Source organism: Nocardia vulneris (genome assembly GCF_001613425.1).
GTDB lineage: Bacteria > Actinomycetota > Actinomycetes > Mycobacteriales > Mycobacteriaceae > Nocardia > Nocardia vulneris.
Genome location: NZ_BDCI01000008.1, coordinates 44992 through 61664 on the forward strand (window position 1 = coordinate 44992; position 16673 = coordinate 61664).

17 protein-coding genes are annotated in these 16673 nt (G+C 69.3%); 6 read left to right on the forward strand and 11 right to left on the reverse strand.

The window, feature by feature from the left end:
- Positions 1 to 123: 123 nt before the first annotated feature.
- From NVU01S_RS11485 to NVU01S_RS11495, 3 genes are all read right to left on the reverse strand, one after another.
- Positions 124 to 672, reverse strand: coding sequence for a ferritin (locus tag NVU01S_RS11485; protein ID WP_014980911.1), 549 nt, complete (start codon positions 670 to 672; stop codon positions 124 to 126).
- A gap of 71 nt (positions 673 to 743) precedes the next feature.
- Positions 744 to 1286 carry a ferritin gene (locus tag NVU01S_RS11490; RefSeq protein WP_043675607.1) on the reverse strand — a complete coding sequence of 181 codons (543 nt, stop codon included), beginning with the start codon at positions 1284 to 1286 and terminating at the stop codon, positions 744 to 746.
- Between the two features lie 10 nt (positions 1287 to 1296).
- Entirely contained in the window at positions 1297 to 2613 is a 1317-nt protein-coding gene (locus NVU01S_RS11495; RefSeq protein ID WP_082032197.1) for an LCP family protein, read from the reverse strand.
- 330 nt (positions 2614 to 2943) lie between these two features.
- Between NVU01S_RS11495 and NVU01S_RS11500 the strand changes: the two genes are divergently transcribed.
- Positions 2944 to 3354 carry a YciI family protein gene (locus tag NVU01S_RS11500; protein WP_043675610.1) on the forward strand — a complete coding sequence of 137 codons (411 nt, stop codon included), beginning with the start codon at positions 2944 to 2946 and terminating at the stop codon, positions 3352 to 3354.
- A 5-nt stretch (positions 3355 to 3359) separates the two neighbouring features.
- Positions 3360 to 4514 (forward strand): RNA polymerase sigma factor, encoded by a 1155-nt coding sequence (locus NVU01S_RS11505; RefSeq protein WP_043675653.1) that lies wholly within the window; start codon positions 3360 to 3362, stop codon positions 4512 to 4514.
- 45 nt (positions 4515 to 4559) lie between these two features.
- On the opposite strand, the gene NVU01S_RS11510 is transcribed toward NVU01S_RS11505, so the two are convergent.
- Positions 4560 to 5348, reverse strand: a complete 789-nt coding sequence (locus NVU01S_RS11510) for a CPBP family intramembrane glutamic endopeptidase (protein WP_043675613.1) — start codon at positions 5346 to 5348, stop codon at positions 4560 to 4562.
- Positions 5349 to 5525: 177 nt separating this feature from the next.
- Positions 5526 to 6293, reverse strand: a complete 768-nt coding sequence (locus NVU01S_RS11515) for a DUF2470 domain-containing protein (RefSeq protein ID WP_014980918.1) — start codon at positions 6291 to 6293, stop codon at positions 5526 to 5528.
- A gap of 158 nt (positions 6294 to 6451) precedes the next feature.
- Here NVU01S_RS11515 and NVU01S_RS11520 point away from each other — a divergent pair, with 158 nt between their 5' ends.
- From NVU01S_RS11520 to NVU01S_RS11530, 3 genes are all read left to right on the forward strand, one after another.
- Complete coding sequence (locus tag NVU01S_RS11520; RefSeq protein ID WP_043675616.1) at positions 6452 to 6868, forward strand: hypothetical protein; 417 nt, start codon at positions 6452 to 6454, stop codon at positions 6866 to 6868.
- A 75-nt stretch (positions 6869 to 6943) separates the two neighbouring features.
- A complete protein-coding gene (gene pheA, locus NVU01S_RS11525; RefSeq protein WP_029898736.1) occupies positions 6944 to 7858 on the forward strand; it encodes a prephenate dehydratase in 915 nt (304 codons plus the stop codon).
- The gene (locus NVU01S_RS11530) at positions 7855 to 8550 is read left to right on the forward strand and encodes a histidine phosphatase family protein (RefSeq protein ID WP_082032198.1); all 696 of its coding nucleotides are present in this window, start codon (positions 7855 to 7857) and stop codon (positions 8548 to 8550) included. Before pheA ends, NVU01S_RS11530 begins: the two co-directional genes overlap by 4 nt.
- A 754-nt stretch (positions 8551 to 9304) precedes the next feature.
- Here NVU01S_RS11530 and NVU01S_RS11535 read toward each other — a convergent pair.
- From NVU01S_RS11535 to NVU01S_RS11560, 6 genes are all read right to left on the reverse strand, one after another.
- Positions 9305 to 10135, reverse strand: a complete 831-nt coding sequence (locus tag NVU01S_RS11535; RefSeq protein WP_052281231.1) for an ESX secretion-associated protein EspG — start codon at positions 10133 to 10135, stop codon at positions 9305 to 9307.
- A complete protein-coding gene (locus NVU01S_RS11540; RefSeq protein WP_043679382.1) occupies positions 10132 to 11316 on the reverse strand; it encodes a PPE domain-containing protein in 1185 nt (394 codons plus the stop codon). Before NVU01S_RS11540 ends, NVU01S_RS11535 begins: the two co-directional genes overlap by 4 nt.
- Positions 11317 to 11358: 42 nt before the next feature.
- Positions 11359 to 11679, reverse strand: a complete 321-nt coding sequence (locus NVU01S_RS11545) for a PE domain-containing protein (RefSeq protein WP_043679386.1) — start codon at positions 11677 to 11679, stop codon at positions 11359 to 11361.
- 159 nt (positions 11680 to 11838) lie between these two features.
- Complete coding sequence (locus tag NVU01S_RS11550; RefSeq protein WP_029898780.1) at positions 11839 to 12189, reverse strand: metallopeptidase family protein; 351 nt, start codon at positions 12187 to 12189, stop codon at positions 11839 to 11841.
- A 9-nt stretch (positions 12190 to 12198) separates the two neighbouring features.
- The gene (locus NVU01S_RS11555; protein ID WP_082032379.1) at positions 12199 to 13335 is read right to left on the reverse strand and encodes a septum formation family protein; all 1137 of its coding nucleotides are present in this window, start codon (positions 13333 to 13335) and stop codon (positions 12199 to 12201) included.
- Positions 13336 to 13469: 134 nt separating this feature from the next.
- Positions 13470 to 15170: an aldehyde dehydrogenase family protein gene (locus NVU01S_RS11560; protein WP_043679389.1), complete on the reverse strand. Its 1701-nt coding sequence runs from the start codon at positions 15168 to 15170 to the stop codon at positions 13470 to 13472.
- A 92-nt stretch (positions 15171 to 15262) separates the two neighbouring features.
- On the opposite strand from NVU01S_RS11560, the gene serS reads away from it, so the two are divergent.
- Entirely contained in the window at positions 15263 to 16525 is a 1263-nt protein-coding gene (serS, locus tag NVU01S_RS11565) for a serine--tRNA ligase (RefSeq protein ID WP_043679455.1), read from the forward strand.
- The last annotated feature ends 148 nt before the right edge of the window (positions 16526 to 16673 follow it).

The window sequence follows — 16673 nt, forward strand, 5'->3', positions numbered from 1 at the left end:
GAGCAGATCCTGAAGATCATCACGTCCTTGATCAGCACGCTGAGCGCCAGCTAGCGCAGGGAATGGCAAAAGGCCCAGCTCGTCGCGAAGAGCTGGGCCTTGTCGCTTATCGCAGCGAGCCGATCAGACGGTGCCGCCCGCGGCCGACGGCGCGCCGGAAGCATCGCTCGGACCACTCATTTCGCGCGCGATGAACTCTTCCAGATCGAACAGGTTCGACCCGGCGCGATCGGCGATATTGAGCAGGGTGGTCATATTGGCGACCTCCTCGACCTGCTCCTTCAGGAACCACTGCATGAACTGCTCGCCGAGGTAGTCGCCCTCTTCGCGGGCCGTGCTCGCCAGCTGGATGATCTGGTCGGTGACCGTCTTCTCCTGGGCGAGGGCCAGCGCGATCGGTTCGCGCACATTCTCGAACTTGGATTTCGCGGCGTCGATCCCGGCGAGGTCGACACTGATATCGCGATCGAGGAAGTACTGCACGATCATCATCGCGTGATTGCGCTCTTCGACCGCCTGCGCGTAGAACCGCTTGGCCAACTGGGGCAGATCAGCATTGTCGAACCACACCGCGATAGCGATGTATTGATGTTCGGCATTGAATTCATGCCTGATCTGATCGTGAAGCAGGCCGTGGAATTTGCTGCGCGGGGACTCCGGATGGCTGGACATAGAGGTGACATTAGCGCTGGTCAAGGCGCGTGTCATCCAAGTGCAACCTTATTGAGGCTAGTATTGCCTAATTAATTCTTTGCTGCGCCTGCCATTTTCGGCGTCGTGGTATCGACACGTTGGGGTGCCCTTAACTCGCGCGCAATGAACTGTTCGACATCGAACAGGTCGCCCGCCGCGCGATCGATCACGGCCAGCAGGGTGGTCATCCGGGCGACGTCTTCCACCTGCTCCTTGAGGAACCACTGGATGAACCGCTCGCCGAGATAGTCGCCCGATTCGCGGGCCGCCCGCGCCAGCCCGGTGATCTGGGTGCTCCGGTTCTGCTCGTCGTCCAGCAGGAAAGCTATTGCGGCACGCGGAGATTCGAAGCTGGACCGGACCTCGCGCAGCCCGCCGATCCGGATCTCCAGATCGCGATCGAGCAGATACTGGACCATCCGCAGCGCGTGTGCGCGCTGCTCGGCGGACTTCGCGTAGCAGTGTTTGGCCAACTGCGGCAACCGATTCGAATCGAAGTACACGGCGGCGGCCAGATACTGCTGGGCGGCGGTGAAGCCGCGGTGCAGTTGCTCGCGCAGCAGACCAGGGAACGACTCATCGATGTCGGCCATGTGATCGACGTTACCTGGTGAGCAGATCCTCCGGGATCGGTTGGTCCTTCGCGAGCGCCTCGAAGAACCCGCTCGCCTTGCTCTTGTCCCAGAGCAGCACATTGCCGCTGGCGGTGTCGTCGAAGCCGCCGATCGGCACCGTCGTGGCCACGGTATCGCCGCGCAGCGCCCAGCCGAGCTGACCCAGGTTCCAGATGTGGTCCCCGTTGTCGACCTTCAGCGACTTGACCGTGTCCGAGGCCAACGGCCAGAGCTTGAACGGATTGGCCAGTGTCGCAGCGCTTGTCGCCTTCTTCAGCAAGGCGGACATGAAGATGCGCTGGTTGTTCATCCGGTCCAGGTCGGCCAGCGCGGTCGCGCGGCTGCGCACGAAACCGAGTGCCTCCGGTCCGGTCAGTTTCTGGCAGCCCGCGGGCAGGTTGATTCCGGCCAGCGGGTCGTCGATGGCGGTGGGCAGGCACACGTCGATGCCGCCGAGCGCGTCGACCACGCCAGCGAAACCGCTGAAACCGATCTGCGCGTAGTGGTCGATGCGCAGGCCGGTGGCGATCTCGACGGTCTGCACGAGCAGCGGCGCGCCGCCGATCGCGAAGGCGGCGTTCAGCTTGTCCTTGCCGTTGCCGGGGATGCTGACGTACGAGTCGCGCGGCAGGCTGACCAACGTCGCCTTCCCCGACTTCGGGACGTGCACGAGCATGATCGTGTCGGTGCGTTCCGGGCCGACCTCGCCGCCGGTGGCGAGCTCCTGCTCCTGCTCGGGGGACAAACCCGCGCGGCCGTCGGAACCGACGAGCAGCCAGTTGGTGCCCGGCGTGTCCCCGACGCGTTCGGCGTAGTTCGCCAAGGCGGGGATACGGGTCAGGGATCGGTCGAGTTGGATCACGGCACCGATCGCGGCCAGCACGAGCACCAGCAGCAACACCAGGAACCAGCGGAAATAGTGGCGCTTGCGGCGCGGCCGCGGAGCCCGCTCCCGCCGCGGCGGTGCCGACGGCGGCGGTGGGGGCGGCGCGCCACGGAACTGCCGCGGCGGCGGATCCTCGCGGTAGGGGACCGGCTGCTGCGTCGGCGCGTGGGTCGGCGGGCGTCGCTTGTCCATCGGTGGCGGCATCCGCGTCGCGGCCTGCTCCGGCGGCACCTGCGAATAGGCGAGCGGTTGGGCGTGCGGGCCGCCGCGCCGCATCACCTGCGTCGGTTCGACGTACGGCGCACGCGGGTCGCCGGGGGGCGGGCCCGCCCGGTGCGGCCCGGGCCGCGGCAGCGGCGGCCGGCCGGGCGGCGGCACCCGGCGCATCGGTGCGCGGTACTGGGGGTCGTCGCCATTCATCACAAAGACTCTACTTATCGCTCGTCGTTCGGGGTGGTCGTGCGACGGATCGATCTCGGTCCGGCGCGACTGCCCGGCGCGCCGAAGCCAGTGCCCTTCCGTCGGAGCACTCTCTATGAATTCGCCTGGGCTGATTCACTGTTATCGCCTGGCCGGAAACAGTTGGGTCACGACTGGATCGGCGCAGGTCGGCCGCTCGGGCCCGGTTCGCCTGCCGGACCGGGAAAGTTTTTTCGGAATTCGTGGGCCGTGGATGTCGAGAACGCGTAGACGGCTCCGTCCCAGGGGCACAGCGGCCAGAATGGGCCGAACCACATCGAGGAGATCAAGATGGCGAAGTACTTGCTGCTCAAGCACTACCGCGGCGGCCCGGACCGGGCCGTGGATTACCCGCCGATGGACCAGTGGACCCCGGCGGAGGTCGACGCGCACCTCGGGTTCATGCGTGATTTCGCGGCCCGGTTGGAGCAGACGGGCGAGTTCGTCGACACCCAGGCGCTGTCCCCCGAGGGCACGTTCGTGCGGTACGACGGAGAGGGGCGGCCGCCGGTGACCGACGGGCCGTTCGCCGAGACCAAGGACCTGATCGCCGGCTGGTTGATCATCGATGTCGACTCGTGGGACCGCGCGGTGGAACTGGCGCGCGAGCTGTCCGCGGCGCCCGGCCCCGGCGGCGAGCCGATCTGCGAATGGCTGGAGGTGCGGCCGTTCTACGGTGTGCCGGCGACCATCACGGAGTGACGGCGGTGGACGAGGCGTTGCTGCGTACGCTCACGCCTGCTGTCCTCGGGATCCTCGTCCGCCGCGGCGCAGACTTCGCGGCGGCCGAGGATGCCGTGCAGGAGGCGCTGATCGAAACGCTGCGCGCCTGGCCGGACGAGCCGCCGCGGGATCCCAAGGGCTGGTTGGTCGCGGTGGCCTGGCGCAAATTCCTCGATGCCGCCCGCGCCGAGACGTCGCGGCGCAGACGGGAGGAACTCGTCGAGGTCGAGCCCCCGCCCGGCCCGGCCGAGACCGCGGACGACACGCTGCAGCTGTATTTCCTGTGCGCGCATCCGTCTCTGACACCGGCTTCGGCCGTCGCGCTCACCTTGCGCGCGGTCGGCGGCCTCACCACGCGCCAGATCGCGGAGGCCTACCTCGTGCCGGAAGCGACCATGGCGCAACGGATCAGCCGGGCCAAACGGACCGTGTCGAGCGTCCGGCTGAACCGGGCCGGGGATGTCGCGACCGTGCTGCGCGTGCTCTACCTGGTGTTCAACGAGGGCTACTCCGGCGACGTCGATCTCGCGGCCGAGGCGATCCGGCTCACCCGCCAGCTGGCGGCCGTGACCGCGCACGAGGAGGTCGCCGGTCTGCTCGCGCTCATGCTGCTGCATCACGCGCGTCGCCCCGCCCGGACCAGCGCCGACGGCAGTCTCGTGCCGCTCGCCGAACAGGACCGCACCCGGTGGGATACCCGTCTGATCGCCGAAGGCGTCGACATCCTCCAGACCGCACTGGCCCGCGATCGGCTCGGCGAGTTCCAGGCCCAAGCCGCCATCGCCGCGCTGCACGCCGACGCCCGGACCGCCGAGGAGACCGACTGGGTGCAGATCGTCGAGTGGTACGACGAATTGGTCGCGCTCACCGACAGTCCGGTCGCGCGCCTCAACCGGGCCGTCGCGGTCGGTGCGGCCGACGGCCCACGCGCCGGCCTGGCCGCCCTGGCCGACCTCGACCCCGCCCTCCCCAGGTACTCCGCCGTCGAGGCCTACCTGCGCGAACGCGACGGCGACCCGGAAACCGCCGCCCGGCTCTACCGCGAAGCCGCCCTCGCCGCCACGTCCCTCCCCGAACGCGTGCACCTCACCCGCCAGGCCGCCCGGCTCAACGGCGAACTGCGGGACGGGTCGAGCTGAGCAGCGTTTTCTGCTGTTCCGTTGCCGCACAGCCGGTCTCGCGGGCTACGGCAACCAGGAGACGTGGCCGCGCAGGGCGGTGTAGCCGAGGTAGGCGACCGCGTCGATGGTGGCGTGCGCGAGCACGAGCGGCCACAGTTTGTTCGTGCGCTGCCAGTAGCGGCCGAACACCAAGCCCATCACCACGTTTCCGATGCCGCCGCCGAGGCCCTGGTACAGGTGGTAGCTGCCGCGCAGCAGCGCCGAGGCGAACAGCGCCGAATTCTCCGACCAGCCGAGCCTGCGCAACCGGGTGATCAGGAACGCGACCACGATGATCTCTTCGGCCAGCGAATTCGCGCACGCGGACAGGATCAACGCGGGCAACCGCCACCAGTGGTCGCCGATCGAGGCGGGCACGATCGTCACGCTCAGCCCCAGTGCGTGCGCGGTCAGATACAGGCCCAGGCCCGGCAGGCCGATCACGGCGGCCAGCACCAGTCCCGGCAGCACATCGGCGCGCCACCGCACGCGTGCCGCCAGCCCGATCAGTCGCGGCCCGATTCCGCTGCGCCACAACAGATACAGGCCGAGCGCCGCCCACCCCAGCAGCCGCGCCACGCTCAGCAGCTGGAACAGCAGGTCGATGATCGACTGAGCCGAGCGCGACGGATTCAACGCGACCGTGCGCCCACCCACGCCGCCCGGCGCGAGCGCGCTCTCCACCAGCGACAACGCCGCATTGAGCCCGCTCAACCCGAAGGTGACCACGAGCACGACCGCGATCTCGAGCTTGATCCCGAGCCGCTCCCGCCCGGTCAGCTCCGCCGACTCGTCACCAACCGCACCACGCATCCCTCGAATCTATTGCCCGCCCCGGCCCGCGTCGCGCCACGCACCGCCGCGGACTACGCGGCGCTCGACAGCGCTACACCTGATGCGGTCGAAGCGGCCCTGGCCGCTGCCGAAACGCGACGAGCCCACCGCCCCCGGGTGCAGTGCCTGGCGTGCGGCGCCAGGTGGTTCAGATGCTCAGATGCGGCGCAGGCCGTTGAGGAAGGGGCAGCCTGCGAGGGTGCGGACCGCGCGGCTGAGCGCCTCGATGTCGTCGGCGGGGGAGGTGAAGGGGAGCCGGAAGTCGTGGTCGCCGTCGCGTCCTTCGACGCGCAGGGTGAGGCCGTAGCGGTCGATCGCGAGCGGGTGCACGATGCCGTGCTGCAGGCGCGGCGGCAGGTGCCTGGCCAGCTGCGCGACCACATCGGCATGGTCGGCGTCCATGTGCTGCAACCACGCGGATTCCAAGGTGCAGAACGGATCCGGCTGGGCCAGCCGCAGTTCGTCGACGCTGACCGACTCGGCGCCGGTCGAGTCGGCGACCACCGCGGAGTTGATCACCAGGCGCAGCAGCGTCGCGGTGTGGCCGACATCGAGCAGACCCGGATCAGGGTTCTCCTTGGCGACCTCGGTGGCCAGCGCGCGCTGCGCCTGCGTCGGCACCGCACGCACCCAGCCGCGCAACCACACCAGCGCGCGCACCGGCTCGCGCAGCGGCAGCGGCGCGTGATCGGTGAGCTCCAGCACCGCGGGGGCGCCCGCGTCCGGCGAATTCCCGGCCAGCACCGCGGCCACCGACGTGGTCGGCACCGCGATCACGGCGTCGCCGCATTCGCGCACGTGATGGACCGAGATCGGCGTCGGATCGATGCCGGGCATGGCCAGCACGGCGTGTTCGGCATGCGCGCAGGCACTGCGCACCCGCTCGGCCGTGGACGGCGCGACGGTCGGTGTCGGACGCGGCATACAAACCTCCGTGGTCGGGCTCTGCTCGCCTCGCTCGGCGCTCAATTAGGTTACCCTAAGCTAAGTGACGTGCGGGACATCCGCAAGCGTTCCCGCCACCCTGATCCTGAGAATTCACCCGCGAACCCGGACGCGAACCCGGTTGTTACGGTGGGTCGGTGGCGCACGGATCGGAATCAGCGAGCGAACCGGTACTCGTGGCACTGACCGTGCCCGCACGGCGCAGCCTGGTCGAAGGTCTGGTCCGCACCCCGCGGGCCGAGGTGCCGGCGCCCGTGCTCGACGCGGACGCGCCCGACGCCGAGATCGCCGAATTCCTGGCGGGCATCGTGCACACCGATTCCGGTTTCGTCGCCCGCACCGGCTCCGGCGACCGCGCCCTGGCCATCATCGCCGCCACCGCCGCCGCGCTCTGCGGTGAGGACATCCCGGCCGCGCTCGCCCACCCCGATCTCCCTTTCCTGACCGGCCTGAAACCCCCTGCGGTAGAAGCACTCCGCTCCGTGCTGCTCGCCATCGAAACCGACGACCCGGACACCCTCACCGCAGCCCTGACACCCCTCGCCACCTCCTGAACCGGGGGTGACCGGAGGGTGGGGACGCGGTGAATCTCGGGAGGGTCGGCCGCGGACGCAAGTAAGGTCGTAACCGTGCCGCGTATCGCGTACTTCGGGCCCTCCGGAACCTTCACCGAGATGGCCCTCGCCGACCTCGAGATCTCGGGAGCCTTCGAAGGGGCTGTCGAGCGTGTCGCCGCGCCCAGTCAGGGTGCCGCGCTGGAGCTGATCCGGAGCGGAGACGTCGACGGCGCGGTGGTGCCGATCGAGAGTTCCGTGGAGGGTTCGATCTCCGCGACCCTCGATTCCCTGGCGATCGGTCCGCGGTTACAGATCGTCGCGGAAACCGAGCTGGAGGTGACCTTCACGATCCTGGGCCGCCCCGGCGCCACCCTCGCCGAGGTGCGCACGCTGGCCGCCTATCCGGTGGCTGCCGCGCAGGTCCGCGAATGGGTCGCCCGCGAGTTGCCGCAGGCGCAGCCCTACACCTCGGCATCCAACGCCGCGGCCGCCGAGGACGTCGCGGCGGGTAAGGCCGATGCCGCCGTGTCCACCGCGCTGGCCGGGCAACGGCTCGGTTTGATCGCGCTGGCCACCGGTGTCGCCGATGTCGAGCAGGCGATCACCCGCTTCGTGCTGGTGACGCCGCCTCGGGTGGCACCGCCGGCCACCGGTGCCGACCGGACCTCGATCGTGCTCGAACTGCCGAACGAACCCGGTTCGCTGATGCGCGCCTTCGCCGAATTCGCCACGCGCGGTATCGATTTGACCAGGATCGAATCCCGGCCGACGCGGACCGGGATGGGCACCTACCGCTTCTATCTCGACTGTGTCGGGCATATCGATGACATCGCGGTCGCCGAGGCCCTCAAGGCTTTGCATCGCACGGCCCGGATCCGGTTCCTCGGTTCCTGGCCCGCGACCTCGGCGACCGGCACGCCGCCGCCGTCCGACGAGCCCGCGGCGGCGTGGCTGACCCAGCTGCGAAAGGGGGTGGCGGATCTGTGAGTACCGCACCGGATTCCGGCCGCACGATCGGCCCGGCCAAGTTGGTGCTGGTCCGGCACGGCGAGACCGAGGGCAACGTGGCGAAGTTGCTCGACACCAAGGTGCCCGGCCTGCCGCTCACCGAACGCGGTGCGGCACAGGCGAAGACGTTCGGCGAGACCCTGCTGACGCCGCCGCGCGTGCTGTTCTGCTCGGCCGCGCTGCGTGCCCGGCAGACCGCGGGCTACATCGAGGCCGCGACCGGGGTGCCCGCCACCGTCCTGGACAACCTGCAGGAGGTGCAGGCCGGTGACCTGGAGGGCTTGCACAGCGAGGAAGCGCACCTGTTCTTCCAGCGCATCTACCGCGCCTGGCACGAGGGCGACCTGGATGAACGCATCCCCGGCGGGGAATCCGGCAACGACATCCTGGCCAGGTTCTTCCCCGTGCTCGAAGACCTGCGCGAGCGCTACCTGTCCGGCTCCGGCGAGGGCGATGTCCTGCTGGTGAACCACGGTGCCGCCATGCGCCTGGTCTCCCGCTACCTGGCCGACGTCCGCCCGCCGTTCACCACCAACAACCATCTCGACAACACCGAAACCATCGAACTGGTCCCGCTCCCCGACGGCGGTTGGAGTTGCATCCGCTGGGGCCGCTTCACCCCACCCTTCGGCTACGACGTCTCACCCACCCCCGACGACCCGATGGGCTGACCCCGCCCCCGAATTCCCCTCCCGCGCACCGTTTCGCGTCCCGCGCACCGTTTCGCGTCCCGCGCGCAAAATCGCTGACCATTCCGCGAGCAGCGAACTAAAACGCGCGCGTCGCGCGGCCACTCGCCGGACCGCCCCGAAGCGTTCGGCACGCACCGACGCACGAACTCGCCGCTGCGCAACTTTGTCGCCCGCGACGGGTTCGTGCGCAGCGTGGCATTCAGGGCGCAGCGGACCCGCACCGTGCACAGCCCGCTGCCAGCCGCACCCAAGCGACAGATAGGTGCGGACCCACAGAGCGTGCACACCGTTCACAGGGGTTGTATGCCCTGTGAACAGTGTGGACTGTCTGTGGAACCCACCCCGTGACGGTCCGTGCGCAGCACGGCACTTAGGGCGCGGCGGGGGCGCAAACGTGCACGCCCCGCTGCTAGCCGCACCCAAGCGACAGATAGGTGCAGGACCCACAGAGCGTGCACACTATTCACAGCGGTTGTATGCCCTGTGAACAGTGTGGACTGTCTGTGGAACCCGCCCCGCGACGGTCCGTGCGCAGCACGGCATGTAGGGCGCGGCGGGGCGCACACCGCGCACGGCCCGCTGCTAGTCGCACCCAATCGACAGACAGGTGCAGGACCCACAGGGCGTGCACACCGTGCACAGGGGCTGTATGCCCGGTGAACTGTATGGACTATCTGTGGAACCCGCCCAGAGTCACAACCGTCAGCTGCGCGGCAAGCGACAACCCCCCGCCTCACCCCTGCTGCGGCTTGGCCGGGAACTCTTCTCGCTCCGGCAGCCCACTGATCAAGTCCTGCAACGCCGTTCGTAACCGGCCCGGGGTGCCCGGGCTCAGCGACGTCCATTTCACGCCGTCGTCGGATTTGCTGGCTGTGGCGAGGAAACGCCCGGAGCGGGTGTTGAATACGGCGATGTGGTTGTCGGTGACGTCGCGGGTGCCGTCGCCGTAGACGACGCCGACGATTTCGGCGTGCGAATGGATCTGCACCATCGCGGAGGCGAGGGTCTGCGCATCGCGCGGCGGGGTGCCGACTTTCGCGAGCCGGTTGGCGGTGGCGGCCGCATCGCCGGTGTCGTCGAAGATCGGGACGAGCTGTTCGGTCGGCGCGTTCATGCCGGTCAGGTCGAGCGGTTCGGCCGGGCCGAGTGCCGCGATCACCGGGCCGGGCAGGTCGTCTTCGACCTCGTCGATCACATAGGACTGCGGCCCGCGCAGGGCGACGGTGACCACATCGTCGCCCTTCGCGAGACACATGCGACTCATCGCGCCGTCCACGTGCAGCCGTAGCGCGACCACCCAGTGCGGTCGGTACAGCGCCTGCAGCCGGTCTTCGAGTTCGTGATGCACCGCATCACCGATCAGCAGTTCCCGATCGGTGAGCGACTGAGCGGCCACGGCCATCGCTGCGTCGTGGTCGGCCACGTTGTCGTATTGCCCGCGCGCGTCCAGCACGACGGGCACCTCGTCGATCTCCAGTTTCTCCAGGAGGAACTGCATCTCGTCGAGCGACAGCACAACCGACTTCAGCAGTGACGGGCCGCGGCCCGCACCCAGTACGGTCACTTAGCCGCCGTTCCGGCGGGTTCGGCGCCGATCACTCCGTCCGCGGCGTAGCGGCCGTCGTTGAAGTGCTCGGTCGAGCGCAGGTAGTCCTGGCCCTTGTGCTCGGACTCGTCGTCCTCGTCGCGCACCTGGTTGCCCAGCAGCGGGCTGCCGTGGGCGCCGTTGTTGTTGCGCACCGGCGCGCCGGTGGGCTGCGCCACCGCGGTGTTCTCGACGACGGCGGCCGTGGCGGGTGCGCCGCCTGCCGCGCTGCCCGCGCCCCAGCCTTCGGGGAGCTTCAGCGAACCGTTGCCGAACGACACCGTGCTGCCGCCGAGGGACGCGGACCGGGTCGCGGACGACGCGGCGGCAGCCGCCAGGCCTGCCCCGCCGACCATCGAAGCCGGTGCCGCGGCGGTGATTCCGGGCGCGGCGACCGCGCTGGTGACGGCCGAGACCGCCTGCGAACCGATGGTGCCCACGGTGGACACACCGGTGGTCGCCACCGAACCCGCGACGTTCGCCACCTGCGTCGCGGCGCTCACCACGGCCGGGTTGTTGACCAGTGCGCCGGCCGCGGAGATCGCGGTCTGCACCGGGTCGGCGTTGGTGGTGCTCTGCGCGGCCTGTTCGGCGCCGCCCGCGTTCGCCTGGCCTGCGCCGTGCGCGATCGCGGGTGGGTTGATGAACTCACCCGGCGTCACGACCATCGCGGTGGTGGCCGCCTCGTAGGTTTCCATGGTCAGCGCGGCGCGCAGGTCCAGCGCGGCCTTCGCGGCTTCGGCCGCCTCGGCGGTGCCGTTGAGCACGCCGCCGGTCGAGTAGGCGGCGACGCGGGCCGCGTCGACGGCCGCGATCTCCGGGATGCTCGGCATGGCGATCGACGCGACGGTGTAGGCGATCGCGTTCGAGGCCGCCTTCGAGCTCATGGTGGCCGCCATGACGCCCTGCTGTTCGGCCCAGCCGACGAAGCCGGTCAGCTTGGACAGCGCCGAGATGCCGTTGAGGCCCTGCATGCCGACACCGAGCTCGGCCATCACGCGGGCGACGGTCGCGGTGGCGTCGATCCAGGCGGCGGTCAGGCCACCCCACGCGGTGGCGGCGGCCGAGATCGGCACGGCATGCGCGCCCGCGTTGAGCGCGATCGAGTTTCCTTCTGCCATACGGGGCAGCCAGAACACCCCGGTGATTCCTGCGGTCATGCGTTTCTCCCCTTGCTTGTTCTTTGTGCTGTGCCCGCAGGCTTAGGCGATAGTGGCGCTGACGGCACCGATCGTGCCGGCCCGGACGACGTCCTCACCGATATGCGTGACGAGCTGGGAACGCAGCGTCGCGGCCGCGTGGTGCAGCTCGAGGATGCCCTGGGCGACGGCCTGGTCGTGCGTGACTGCGCCCTTGTTGAGGTGGTTCGCGGCGTGCAGCGAGACCTCGTCCATTCCGGAGGGGATGACGTGCGTCGCGGGCGCGGTGAGCGCGGCGGCGGCGGCCAACCGGTCGGCGAGCAGATCCAGCTCGGCGGCGGCGGCGAGGACGACTTCGGGTGCGACTAGTACGTGGCCAACCATGACTCGACTCCTTCTAGTGGCGGCTATGGGGCGGAACCACGAGAATTCCCCCTTCGAGTGATAGGACGCGACAGCCAGGCAATCGGTTCCATCGAATCCCCTAAAGTTTCTTCCCTGCTCACCCCAACTGCAACCGCACTCATACAGCTGGGGTAAAGACTAGCCCCATCCCAGCTCATGCAGGCGGTCTTCGTCAATGCCGAAATAGTGCGCTATCTCATGGATCACCGTGATCGCCACCTCCTCGACCACCTCGTTCTCATCCGCACAGATCGCCAGGATGGAGTCGCGATAGATGGTCACCGTGTCGGGTAACGAGCCGCCGTAATGGCTGTCTCGTTCGGTCAGCGCGATGCCTTGATACAAACCGAGCAGATGTGGATCCTCCGAATTGCGAGGTTCGATCAGCACAACCACATTATCGATGGCGCGAGCCAGCTCCGGCGGGATCCGATCGAGCGCGTCGCCGACCAATTCCTCGAACCGGTCCTCGGACATGGAGACCGACATCGTCGTGGACTACCGCGGCTGCGGTTGCGGCGGCAGCGGCGCGGCGCCGGGCAGCGGCGTCGGCGTGGACCGGCCGGTGTTCGGCGGCGGTTCCGGCGCCTGGCCGTTGATCAGGATGTCGCCCTTGGCCGAACCGGTGATCGGCGCGAACCCTTCCCGGTCGGCCCCCTTGCCGACCATGCAGTCCAGCTTGCGACTGCCGGCCAGCCAGCTGCGGGCGTCCAGATAGTCGAAGAACAGCGTGAGGGTCTTGTTGCGGATCACGTCGGGTCCGCCGAGATAGTCCGAGGACGTGCGCGCGCACTCGTCCTCGACGAACCGGTCCTGTTCCTCCTTGGCGGGCGGACCGCCCTGGAAGCGCTGGCCGAGGTCGATGGTGGAGACCACCTCGACCGCGTGCACCTGCGAGCAGTCCACCGGATCGGTGGGCAGGCTCTGGTTGATGCCCAGGCAGACGCCGGGTCCGTAGACCTTCGACTGATCGTGCTGGGTGGCGCTGCCGGTCGAGGCCGGAGTGCCCGCGCTCGCCGCGTACTGCAAGCCGCAGCGCAGCGTGCGGTCCCCGTGCTGCCAGCCGTCCGGGCTCGGGTACATCAGCCCGACGATGTAGCGCCCGCGCGGATCGAACCGCCCGCCCAGATACTCCTGCACCGCGGGCACGCAGTGCTCTTCCTTCAGTTCGGTGAGCCGCAGCGAGTCGGGGAAGCGGGCGCCGGTCGCGAATTCCTTGCCCGGGTACTTGCTCATGTCGACATCGGCCGCGACCTCGAACATGTGCTTCGCGTCGCAGCGCACCTTGACCAGATCGGAGTGGTCCGGCTTGGACCAGCTCAGGCAATCACCCTTGACCGCGGTGCCGAACTCCTTGTCGACCACCGGCTCGGCCGGCGAGCCCGGCGTGTGCGCCTCGAGCCCCTTGTTGTCGAAGCCGGTGACGAACAGCGTCACCAGCGCCGCGACGACCGCACCCGCGGCGACCAGCAGCAGGCCCCAGCGCAGGGTGGGCGCGGGCAGCGCGGTCTCGCCGGTGAACACGCCACGCACCGAGTCGAACACGCGCCGCACCCCGGCGGTGCGGGACGGCTTGCCGCGCGTGGGGAACCGACTCGACGGGTCGGACTGGGGCACATGATCGGAAGGGGACATCGCGATCCATCATGGCAGTCTCCGGCCCGCGGTGCCACGACCTGGTCCGATCAGACCTTTCCGCGCTGAACCCCCGCTGCCCGGACCACCTCCGCCGCGCTGCACGGACCGGCTCGGCCCCGCAGCGCACACGCTCACCCGCGCAGCGCGGACCAGAAGATGCCGGGGATCCGGGCCGGGTTGCCGGTGGCGTAGAACTCGGTCAGCTTGCGCCCGGTCGCCGCCGCGGTCGTATTGCCGACGAACCACGGCGGCTTCGGCGAGAGCGCCAGTTCGCCGTGCAGCACCGAGCGCGGCGCGGGGCGGAACGGCCCGCGCACCACCGTGCGTTCCACGTCGTCGAGCAGGAACGCGTTGTGCACCACGCCGATCCCGCTCTGTACGTCGTCGAGCGTGTGCCCGGGGAACGCGCCCCACGAGGCGCGCGGCGCCAGGAAGGCGAGCCCGGTCCACGCGTTCACCGCGATCGCGCCGTAGCGCAGCTGCTCGAGCGCGCGGTCGAAGCCCGCGCCGAGGTCGCGGATCGTCGCGGGGTGCGCGAGCACGTTGGCGCCGAGCGTGCCGGTGAGTTCGGTGTTCGCGAATTCGACCGCGCGCGAGAGGAACTCGGTGCCCGCGTACGGCAGCTCGACCACGCCGAGCACCGGCGAGAAGTATTCCGTGCGCAGCAGCGGGGTGTCGGTGAGCGGTACCTGTTCGACCAGCACCCGCCCGCCCTCGACCTGCGCGGCCGCGGGATAGGCGGTCAGCGCGTCGGCCACCCGGGTGTCGCTGCCGGGGTAGTACGGGGTGCGCTGCGGCGCCTGCGCGAGCGCCGTGCGCAGTTCGGCCAGGAACTTGTCCTTGAGGTGCCAGTCCTTGCTCAGCACGAGCGCCTGCGCGGCGACGCAGTTGTAGCCGCCGTTGTGCAGCCGCTGGGTGGCCACGTGCTCGGCCTGGTAGCGCAGGTCCGCGTCGGACCATGCGCCGGGCACCACGATGGTCGGTGATACTCCGCCGAGTTCGCTGGTGATCGGCTTGTCCAGCAGCGGCCTGCGGTCCTTCTTCCGTTCCAGTCCCTCCGGCCCGGGCCCCCACACGATCGCGTCGTGCGTGTGCGCGCTGCCGGTCATGTGCACGTGCGCGACATCGCCGTGGTGCACCAGGTAGCGGCCGGTCTCGGCGCCGCCGGTGACGATGCGCAGCACCCCCAGCTCGCACAGCGGCGCGAAGATCATCTCGAACACCGTGAACAGCGGGTCGGTGATCGGGTTCAGCTTCAACAGGACGACGCGGTTGTGTGCGTACAGCTCGTACAGCGCGTCCAGTGGCGGAATCGAGGTGATGTTGCCCGCGCCGAGCACCACCCCGATGCCCGCGGTCGCGCTCGGGTCGAGTTGGGCGAGTCCGGCACGCCGGCGCGCGGTGTCGGCGTCGACGCCGGGACGCAGCCACACCTCGCCCTCGAAACCGTTGAGCAGCAACCGGTCGTAGGCGCTGTGCGGCAGGATCGGCACCGCGACGCGATCGCCGGGCGCGGTCCGCACCGCGACGCCGTCGAGCGGGCTACGCCCTTCTTCCAGCGCGGCCAGCGTCGCGGACAGGGCGGCGGTGGCCTGCAGCAGGGTGAGCGGACCGGACATCCACTCCTCGCCGACCAGCGGCGAATCCTCGGCCAAGCCTTTGATGGTCCGTGCGGCACGCACCCAGTCGTCGGCGAAGCGGCCGGTTCTGGTGTTGATGTCGTCGAGCAGTTCGCGGCGCCGGCGCAGCGAGGTCTGGGCCCAGGCCTTCTCGCCCGCGGTCAGCTCGGTCAACGCCTCATCGATCGCGGCTTCGTCGAAAGTTGTGCCCATCCGGCAACTATGCCCGGGCGATTCGGCCGGTGGCTTACATCCTGGGATATCGGCGTGAAACAACAATCCCCAGACCATTAGGCTCAATGCCCATGATCGACCTCCGATTCCTGCGGGACAACCCCGACGCGGTCCGTGCCTCGCAGCGCGCCCGCGGCGAAGACCCCGCCCTCGTCGATGCCCTGCTCGAGGCCGACGCGGCGCGCCGTGCCGCCGTCGCCATCGCCGACAACCTGCGTGCCGAGCACAAGGCGATGGGCAAGGTGATCGGCAAGGCGAGTAAAGAGGAACGGCCCGCCCTGCTCGCGCAGGCGCAGGAGATGTCGCAGCAGGTCAAGGACGCCGAGGTCGCGCAGAACGCGGCCGACGCCGACCTGGACGCCGCTCAGCGCGCGATCTCGAACGTCGTGCAGGAGGGCGCGCCGGCCGGCGGCGAGGACGACTACGTCGTCCTGGAAACCATCGGCACGCCACGGGAATTCGACTTCGAGCCGAAGGACCATGTGGAGCTCGGCGATTCGCTCGGGCTCTTCGACATGGAACGCGGCGCGAAGGTGTCGGGCGCGCGGTTCTACTTCATGACCGGTTACGGCGCGCTGCTCCAGCTCGGCCTGTTGCAGCTGGCGGCCCAGCGCGCGGTCGCCAACGGCTTCACCATGATGATCCCGCCGGTGCTGGTGCGGCCCGAGATCATGGCGGGCACCGGGTTCCTCGGTCAGCACTCGGCCGAGGTCTATCACCTCGAAGAGGACGACCTGTACCTGGTCGGCACCTCGGAGGTACCGCTGGCCGGCTACCACTCGGACGAGATCCTCGATCTGAGCGGCGGGCCGAAGCGGTACGCGGGTTGGTCGACCTGTTTCCGGCGGGAGGCGGGGAGCTACGGCAAGGACACCCGCGGCATCATCCGGGTGCATCAGTTCGACAAAATCGAGATGTTCGTCTTCACCACGCCCGAGCAGGCCGATGCCGAGCACAAGCGGTTGCTCGCCTGGGAGCAGGACATGCTCGCCGCTGTCGAGGTGCCTTACCGGGTCATCGACGTCGCCGCAGGCGATCTCGGCAGCTCGGCCGCGCGGAAGTTCGACTGTGAGGCCTGGGTGCCGACCCAGCAGACCTACCGGGAACTCACCTCGACCTCGAACTGCACCACCTTCCAGGCCCGCCGCCTCGCCGTGCGCTACCGCGACGAGAACGGAAAGCCGCAGATCGCAGCCACTTTGAACGGCACGCTGGCGACGACACGCTGGATCGTGGCGATCCTGGAGAACCATCAGCAGGCCGACGGTTCGGTGCGGGTGCCCGCCGCGCTGATCCCGTTCGTCGGCACCGAGGTGCTGACCCCGCCGCGGTGACGACGCCCAACGTTCGCTGCGCACACCGGGTTTGACCGGACCGGCCGGGTCCGGTCTGGAACCCCGTGCACGGTCCGAATATGTTTCGTCTCCGTGAATAGCTACCTGTTCGCCATGCCGGATTCACGGGATGTGGCAACCGTCGGGA